General features: G+C 70.7%; 5 protein-coding genes. 4 read left to right on the top strand and 1 reads right to left on the bottom strand.

Annotated features, from left to right (window positions below):
* From G3N98_RS37100 to G3N98_RS37090, 3 genes are all read left to right on the top strand, one after another.
* Nucleotides 1-146 (top strand): iron chelate uptake ABC transporter family permease subunit (locus G3N98_RS37100; protein ID WP_206150905.1); only part of this gene is annotated, 146 nt, incomplete at its 5' end.
* Nucleotides 143-946: a siderophore-iron reductase FhuF gene (gene fhuF / locus G3N98_RS37095; protein WP_206150904.1), complete on the top strand. Its 804-nt coding sequence runs from the start codon at nucleotides 143-145 to the stop codon at nucleotides 944-946. The genes G3N98_RS37100 and fhuF, both read left to right, overlap by 4 nt.
* Entirely contained in the window at nucleotides 943-1980 is a 1038-nt protein-coding gene (locus G3N98_RS37090) for an iron-siderophore ABC transporter substrate-binding protein (protein ID WP_206150903.1), read from the top strand. The genes fhuF and G3N98_RS37090 overlap by 4 nt, the downstream gene beginning before the upstream one ends.
* Nucleotides 1981-2296: 316 nt before the next feature.
* Here the strand turns inward: G3N98_RS37090 and G3N98_RS37085 are convergent, their stop codons facing one another.
* On the bottom strand, nucleotides 2297-4042 hold the full coding sequence (locus tag G3N98_RS37085; RefSeq protein WP_089425385.1) for a cyclic peptide export ABC transporter: 1746 nt from the start codon (nucleotides 4040-4042) through the stop codon (nucleotides 2297-2299).
* Nucleotides 4043-4316: 274 nt separating this feature from the next.
* On the opposite strand from G3N98_RS37085, the gene G3N98_RS37080 reads away from it, so the two are divergent.
* Nucleotides 4317-7834: non-ribosomal peptide synthetase (locus G3N98_RS37080; protein WP_206150902.1), on the top strand; the 3518-nt coding region annotated here is incomplete at its 3' end.

Genomic DNA, 7834 nt, shown 5'->3' with positions numbered 1-7834 from the left:
TCCTCGGTGTGGCGGATCTCGCCGCGCGTACGGTCGTCGCGCCGCGCGAAGTGCCGGCCGGCGTGCTGACCGCGCTGATCGGCGCGCCGTACCTGCTCGGGCTGCTGATCCTCGAGGGGCGCCGCGCCCGGCGCGCAGGGCGATGACGCCCGCGCTCGACGGCGCGCGCGCCACGCGTTTTTCGGCGTTCGCGCCCGAACCGTTTGTGGACCACCTCGACGTCGTCTGGCTCGGCATGCCGGACGACGCTCACGATGCGCCGGGCCGGATCGTCGTACCCGTCAGCGCGTTGCCTGCGTATCGCGACATCGTGCTCGACGCGATGGTCGGCCATTACGGCGGCGATCCGGCGCAGCATGCGCGCGCGCTGATGTCGCAATGGAGCAAATACTATTTCGGCCGGGCGGCGCCGGCCGGCGTCGTCGCCGCGCTGACGCTCGGCCGGCCGCTCGACATGTCGCCCGAGCGCACGTTCGTCGCGCTCGACGACGGGATGCCCGCTGCGCTGTATTTCCCGCACGATGCGCTCGGCGCACCGTGCGACGATCCGGCGATCCGCTATGCGGGGCTCGTCGCGCATCTCGGCGCGGTGATCGACCTGCTCGCGGCGATGGGCCGCGTCACGCCGCGCGTGCTGTGGAGCAACGCGGGCAACCTGCTCGACTATCTGCTCGATACGTATCGTTCGCTGCCATGCGCGGCCGATCCCGTCCGCGATGCGGACGGGCTGTTCGGCTCGCGCTGCGTGCATGGCGAGCCGAATCCGCTGCGCGTGCCCGTGCGCGATGCCGTGCCGCGCTCGGCGCTGCTGCCGACGCCGTTTCGTGCGCGCCGCGTGTGCTGCCTGCGCTATGAAATTCCTGGAGAAACGCAACTGTGTGGAAGCTGCCCCCTGCTACTGACGATGGACGACGCGGCGCTGGCCGAGCAGGACGCGATCCGGTGATGGATGCCGGCCGCCGGCACGCGCTCGGCGCACTCGCGGCGCTCGGCGCCGCGTGCTGCGGTGCGCTTGCCGCATCGTCCGGCGCGGTTGCCGCGACCCTCGATGCCCATCGCGAGCAGGGCGCGCGTGCACCGGGGGCGGTGTCGCTGGCCGGTAACCCCGTCGTGTCGCAGGCGAGCGCGACGATGCCGGTGCGGCCGCAGCGCGTGGTCGCGCTCGACTTCATGTTCGCGGAAAGCGTGATCGCGCTCGACCTCGTGCCGGTCGGGATGGCCGATACCGCGTTCTATCCGGGCTGGCTCGGATATCAAAGCGAGCGGCTCGCGAACGTGACCGACATCGGGTCGCGTCAGGAGCCGGGCCTCGAAGCAATTGCGGCGGTCAAGCCCGACCTGATCATCGGTGTCGGTTTCCGCCATGCGCCGATCTTCGACGCGCTCGACCGGATCGCACCGACGATCCTGTTTCAATTCAGCCCGAATGTGTCGGACGGCGGCGTGCCAGTCACGCAGCTCGACTGGATGCGGCAGATCTTCCGGACGATCGGTGCGGTGACAGGGCGCGACGCGCGCGCGCAGGCGGTCGATGCGCAGCTCGATGCGGGCATCGCACGCAACGCGGCGCGGCTCGCGGCCGCGGGTCGCAAGGGCGAGCGCGTCGCGCTGCTGCAGGATCTCGGCTTGCCCGACCGCTACTGGGCCTATACCGGCAACAGCACGTCAGCGGGGCTCGCTCGGGCGCTCGGGCTCGATCCGTGGCCGAAGAAGCCGACGCGGGAAGGCACGCTGTACGTGACGTCCGCCGACTTGCTCAGGCAGCGCGAGCTGGCCGTGCTGTTCGTGACCGCGTCGGGGATGGATGTGCCGCTTTCCGCGAAGCTCGATTCGCCGGTGTGGCGCTTCGTGCCCGCGATGAAGGAACACCGGATCGCACTCATCGAACGCAACATCTGGGGGTTTGGCGGCCCGATGTCGGCGCTGAAGCTGGCCGACGTGATGACCGATACGATGCTGAAGCTGCCGGCCGTGCGTTGAGTTGAGTGCGCTGCGGTCGATCGGCGGATGACGCTGCTTCGACTTTGACAGGCAGGGCGTTGCGGTCGGCCTGCGCGCGCCACGCGGCGATCCGGCTCGACCCGGCCGCGTGGCCGGCGGTCGCGCTCGATGTGATGCGCTGCGGTCGAGCAGCGTGCTCGCCGACTGCGGCCGCTGCATGTGCGCGGGACGCGCGGTGAATCGCTCCAGGCGTTCTGCGATCGCGCGACGCGCCGGCCACATTGCTTCCTGAAACGAAAATCGCCGACGCACTGCCATTTGCAGCGCGCCGGCGTTTTTTCATCGACTTGCCGTGTTACGCGCTCAGCGCATCGACACCATCCTGCGCGCGCGACCGCGCCGGCGTCGTATCGCTGACGATGCGCCCGTTGTCGAGCTTCAACAGGCGGTCGGCGAGATCGAAGTAGCGGTCGTCGTGCGTGATCACGATCACGGCCTTGCCGCGCGCACGCAGCTCGGGCAGCAGTTGCTCGTAGAACACGGCCTTGAACGACGGGTCCTGGTCGGCCGCCCATTCGTCGAACAGGTAGAACGGCCGGTCCTCCAGGTACGCGACGACGAGCGCGAGCCGCTTGCGCTGCCCGGTCGACAGCGCGCGGGTCGAGAACGCGCCGTCGACCACCTTCACCTTGTGATCGAGCGCGAGCTTCGCGACCAGCGCGTTCGCGCGTGCATCGGCCTGCGCACGGGACGGATCGTCGGGATCGACGATGCCGAGCAGCGCATCGAACAGGTGGAAATCGTTGAACACCGCACTGAAGCGCTGCCGGTACGCGGCGCGCTCGCGCCAGCCGATCGTGCGGCCGTCGACCTCGATCGTGCCTTCCTCGGGTTCGTAGAGGCCCGTCAGCACCTTCGCGAGCGTCGTCTTGCCGCTGCCGTTGCCGCCGACGATGAATACGAGCTCGCCCGGCTGGATCGTCAGGTTGATCGGCCCGATGCTGAACATCCGCTCGTCGCGTTCGTGGAAGTACGCATGCGTGACGCCGCGCAGCGTGACGGCGCCGGCCGGCGGCACGTCGGGGGCGTCGGACGCGGGCGGCACCGTGCGCAGCGCGCCGAATTCGGCCATCACGCCTTCGATCCGCGTGAGCGACACGCGGGCCGCGTTGACGGTCGGCAGGTTGTTCAGCAGCCCGTCGAGCGGCACGAGCATGAACAGGAACACGACGACGTAGCCGGCGGCCGCGGCCGGATCGGCATGCACGCCGAGCTGCGGCCAGAACGACGCGATGCCGAGGAACACGTAGAACAGGAAGATGATCCAGCCAACCCCGACCGCATACGCACTGAACGCGCGGCGGCGGTGATCGCGCACTTCGCCGATCGCGGCGCCGAGCTGGCCGTCGACGAACTGGCGGGCGCGTTCATCGTGCAGCTTCAGCTCCTTCGCGCCGGAAAACAGCGAGCCGAGATAGCCGAACAGGCGATCCTGCGCCTGGCCGGCCGCTTCGAGCGCCGCGATCGCGCGGCGGTCGCCGGTGTGATAGCCGAGCGAGCCGGCGATGATCGCGGCCAGCGCGAGCAGGCACACCGGCCACGACAGCCACGCGAGATAGCCGAGGCAGCCGAACACGATCGAGCCGTGCATGACCAGGTTCGGCAGCGCGAAGAACAGCATCGACACGTTGGTGGCGTCGTCGGTCAGCACCGACTGCACGGGCGCCGCGCCGATCCGCTCGATGTCGCGCAGCTCGGCCGCGCCGACGCGCCGCGCGAGATGCACGCGCAGCCGCGCCATCGTGTCCTGCGACAGGCGGGCAAACAGCGTGCCCGACACGATCCGCGTGACGAGTGCGATCACCGCGCACAGCGCGAAGCGCCACGCGAGCGACGCGTCGGCCGCGCCCGGCTGCGAGAGCGCGCGGTTCAGCGTCGCGACGAGCAGCACGCTCGCGACGCCGTTCAGCACGCACGCGGTGAGCGCCAGCGCGAGCGACACGCGGCTTTCGCGCAACAGCGCAAGGATCAGGCGCGCCGCGGGGCGGCCGGGGGAAGCGTCGAGGGACGGCGGGGAAGAAGGCTCGTGGGCGGCTGTCATCGGCAACGTCGGTAAAGGGAAGGCAAGCGAAAACGCGGAAACGGCAAAACTGGCGCGAAAGCGGCGGGCGAGGCGGGGGCCCCGTTCCGGCTTTCCTCCCTGATAGACGAACGGGCCGCGCAAATATTTAGCGGCCCGTTCAAAAAAAGCGTCCGCACGCGCTTTGCGCACAAAACGGTAAAAAATCGGCCGCGCCGTTCGTCACACCAGTGAAGCCGCCCCCAAGCGGCCCCGAGACTTGGCCGAAGCGGCCGGACCGAAGGACTTCACGCACATGACGAGTTTCCCGACTGCGCTGCATCATCGAATCCGCGAACTGGCGCGCGTCGCGCCCGACGCACCCGCCATCGCGGTCCCTTTCCAGAATGACTTGCGCCTGTCGCGCGGCGCGCTCGACGCGCGGGCGTCGCGGCTGGCCCGGCAACTGCGCGCGGCCGGCGTCGGCGCGGAAGTGCGGGTGGGCGTGTGCGTCGAGCGCTCGGGCGACCTGTTCGTCGCGCTGCTGGCCGTGCTGAAGGCGGGCGGCGTGTTCGTGCCGCTCGATCCGCGTCATCCGGCCGCGCGCCTCGACTGGATCGTCCAGGATGCGCAGTTGCGGCACGGGATCGTCGACGCGACCGGCCGCGCGGCGCTCGGCACGCCGTTCGACCACACGTTTGACGCGGCCGGCGGCGCGGCGCACGGGCAGGAGATCGTTGCGGATGACGAAGCAGTGCCCGTCCACCCGCGTGCGGCCGCCTACATGATCTATACGTCGGGGTCGACCGGCAAGCCGAAGGCAGTCGTCGTCGAACACGGGCCGCTCGCCGCGCACTGCGACGCGCTCGCGGCCGCGCTGCCGATCGAGGCCGGCGACCGCCTGCTGCATTTCGCATCGGTCAATTTCGATGCCGCGCACGAATGCTGGCTCGCGCCGCTCGCGACCGGCGCCAGCATCGTCGTGGCGCCGCCGCAGCCGTTCGCGCCGGATGCCGCGCATGCGCTGATGGTGAATGAATCGGTCAACGTGGCCGCGTTCCCGCCCGCTTACCTGCGCGAATTCGCGGCGGTGGCCGCGCGCGACGGCGTGCCGCCGGCCCTGCGCGTGCTCGCGTTCGGCGGCGAAGCGCTGCCGCAGCAGGCGTTCGAATTCGTGCTCGGCACGTTCGCGTCGGTACGCTTGATCAACGGCTACGGGCCGACCGAGGCCGTGATCTCGCCGATGCTGTGGCCGGTCGAGCCGGGCGAGACGCCCGTGCTGGCCGCCGACGACGCGTATGCGTCGTTGCCGATCGGCCGCGTGATCGGGCCGCGCGTCGCGCGTGTCGATGGCAGCGAGGCCGATGGCGTGGGTGAGCTGCTGCTGGGCGGCGTCTGCGTCGCGCGCGGCTATCACGGCCGCCCGGCGCTGACGGCCGAACGTTTCATTCCCGATGCCGACGGCGAACCCGGTGCGCGCGTGTACCGCACCGGCGACCTCGCACGGCTGCGCGACGACGGCGCATTCGATTACCTTGGCCGCCTCGACGATCAGGTCCAGGTGCGCGGCGTGCGTGTGGAGCCCGCTGAAATCGCTGCGTGCCTGCGCTCGCATCCGGCCGTGGCCGATGCGGCCGTGGTCGCCGAAACCGGCAACGGGCCGACGCGGCTGATCGCGTGCGTCGCGCTGCGTGCGGCGGCCGATGATGCGGCGCTGAAAGCGCATGTGGCCGCTCAACTGCCGGCCGCCTGGCAGCCGCACCGGTTCGTGCGGTGCGATGCGCTGCCGTATACGCTGAACGGCAAGCTCGACCGTGCCGCGCTACGCGAGCAGATCGCCGCCGCGCGCGACACCGCGCAAGGCAGCGGCGACGCACCGCGCACGCCGACCGAGCAGCAGCTCGCCGGCCTCTGGCAGACACTGCTCGGCCTCGACGTCACGCCGTCGCGTGACGACCGTTTCTTCGCGCTGGGCGCCGATTCTCTTGCGGCGATGCAGTTGCAGGCCGCGATCCGTGCCGAAGTACGCGTGAACCTGCGGCTCGACATGCTGTTCGCCGATCCGGCGCTCGTCGAACTGGCCGAAGCGGTCGACCGTGCGGAACGCGAAACCGGCGAGCCGCTGGCCACGATTTCCGCACGCCGTGTACCGGCCGATGCGGCCGTGTCCACCGCACCGTATGTCGACCGCGCTGCATCGCTCGCCCAGCAACGTTTCTGGGTACTCGCGCAAACACGCGATGCAAGCGCCGCGTATCACATCGCCGCACACTGGACGATCGACGGCACGCTCGATCGCGCGGCGCTGCAGCGCGCACTCGATCACGTGATCGGACGCCACGAAGCCTGGCGCACGACGCTCGTCGACAACGACGACGGCGTCGTGATGCAGCGGATTCATGCCCATCTGCCGATGTCGATCGCCGACATCGACCTGCGCGACCTGCCGCCCGCCGCCCGCGACGCGCAAGCCGCGCGTCTCGCCGAGCGCGATGCGGCCGAACCGTTCGACCTCGCACACGGCCCGCTGCTGCGCGCGACGCTGGTCGCACTCGCCGACGACCGTCACCGCCTGCTGCTGACCGTCCATCACGCGATCACCGACGGCTGGAGTTCGCGCTGCGCGTTCGACGAACTGTCGGCCGCCTATCGCGCGTATGCCGAAGGCCGCGAGCCTTCGCTGCCCGACCTGCCGATCCAGTACGCCGACTATGCGGACTGGCAACGCGACATGCTGGCCAGCGGCGAGGGCGAGCGCCAGCTCGACTACTGGCGCGGCGCGTTGCGCGACGTGCCGGGCCCGCTCGCGCTGCCGGTCGATCGTCAGCCGGGCGCCATACGCACGCTGCAAGGCGCGCGCGTGTCGGTGCGGCTGCCCGACGCGGTCGCGGCCGACGTGCGGCAACTCGCGCGCGACGCGCAGGCCACAGTCTTCACGGTGCTGCTGGCCGGGCTCGACGCGTGGCTGTCGCGCCTGACCGGCGCAACGGACGTCGTCGTCGCGGTGCCGGTCGCGCATCGCCAGCGCCCGGAAACGCGCGCGCTGCTCGGGCTGTTCCTGAATACGGTCGCGCTGCGTGTGCAAGTGGCGCCGACGCTGCCGTTCCGTGCGCTCGTCGATGCGACGCGCACGGCGGCGCTCGATGCGGTCGCGCACCAGGACGTGCCGTTCGAGCGGGTCGTCGATGCGGTGAAGCCGCCGGTCAAGCGCGGCGACGAATGGCTGCGCGTGAAATTCGCGCAGCAGTTCGACGCGCGGCACGACAGCGTGCTGCCGGGCGCGACGGCCGTTGCAACGCCGGGGCCCGACCTCGCCGCACGCTTCGATTTCGCCGTGGATTTCACCGACGATGCGAATGGCATCGAACTGGTCGCGGCCTATGCGACCGACTGCATCGACGCCGACACCGCGCGGGCGTGGCTCGACAGCTACGCGGCGCTCGTCGGTGCCGCCGCGCGCGATCCGCACCAAACGACGGCCGTACTGCCGTGCGACGCAGCGGCCGCTTCGCGCCAGCCGCGCGACGGCCGTGCGCTACGCGTCGAACATGCGGACATCGTCGCCGCGTTCGCGCGGCAGGCGGCCGCATATCCGCATCGCGTCGCGCTCGCCGATGCGTCGGCGTCGCTGACGTTCGCCGAACTCGACGATGCGTCGAACCGCATCGCCCGCGCGCTGACCCAGCGCGGCGTGGCCGCCGAAGCATCCGTCATCGTCTGCATCGAACGCTCGGCGCGCTTCGTCGTCGGCCTGCTCGGCGCGCTGAAGGCCGGTGCGCTCGCCGTGTTGCTCGATCCCGCGCAGCCTGCCGCGCGACTGGCCGCGGCGGCAGA

Origin of the sequence: Burkholderia sp. Tr-20390 (assembly GCF_017104595.1) — a bacterium.
Classification (GTDB): domain Bacteria; phylum Pseudomonadota; class Gammaproteobacteria; order Burkholderiales; family Burkholderiaceae; genus Burkholderia.
Note: the sequence above shows the minus strand (reverse complement) of the source record. Positions and strands in the feature narration are given on the sequence as shown.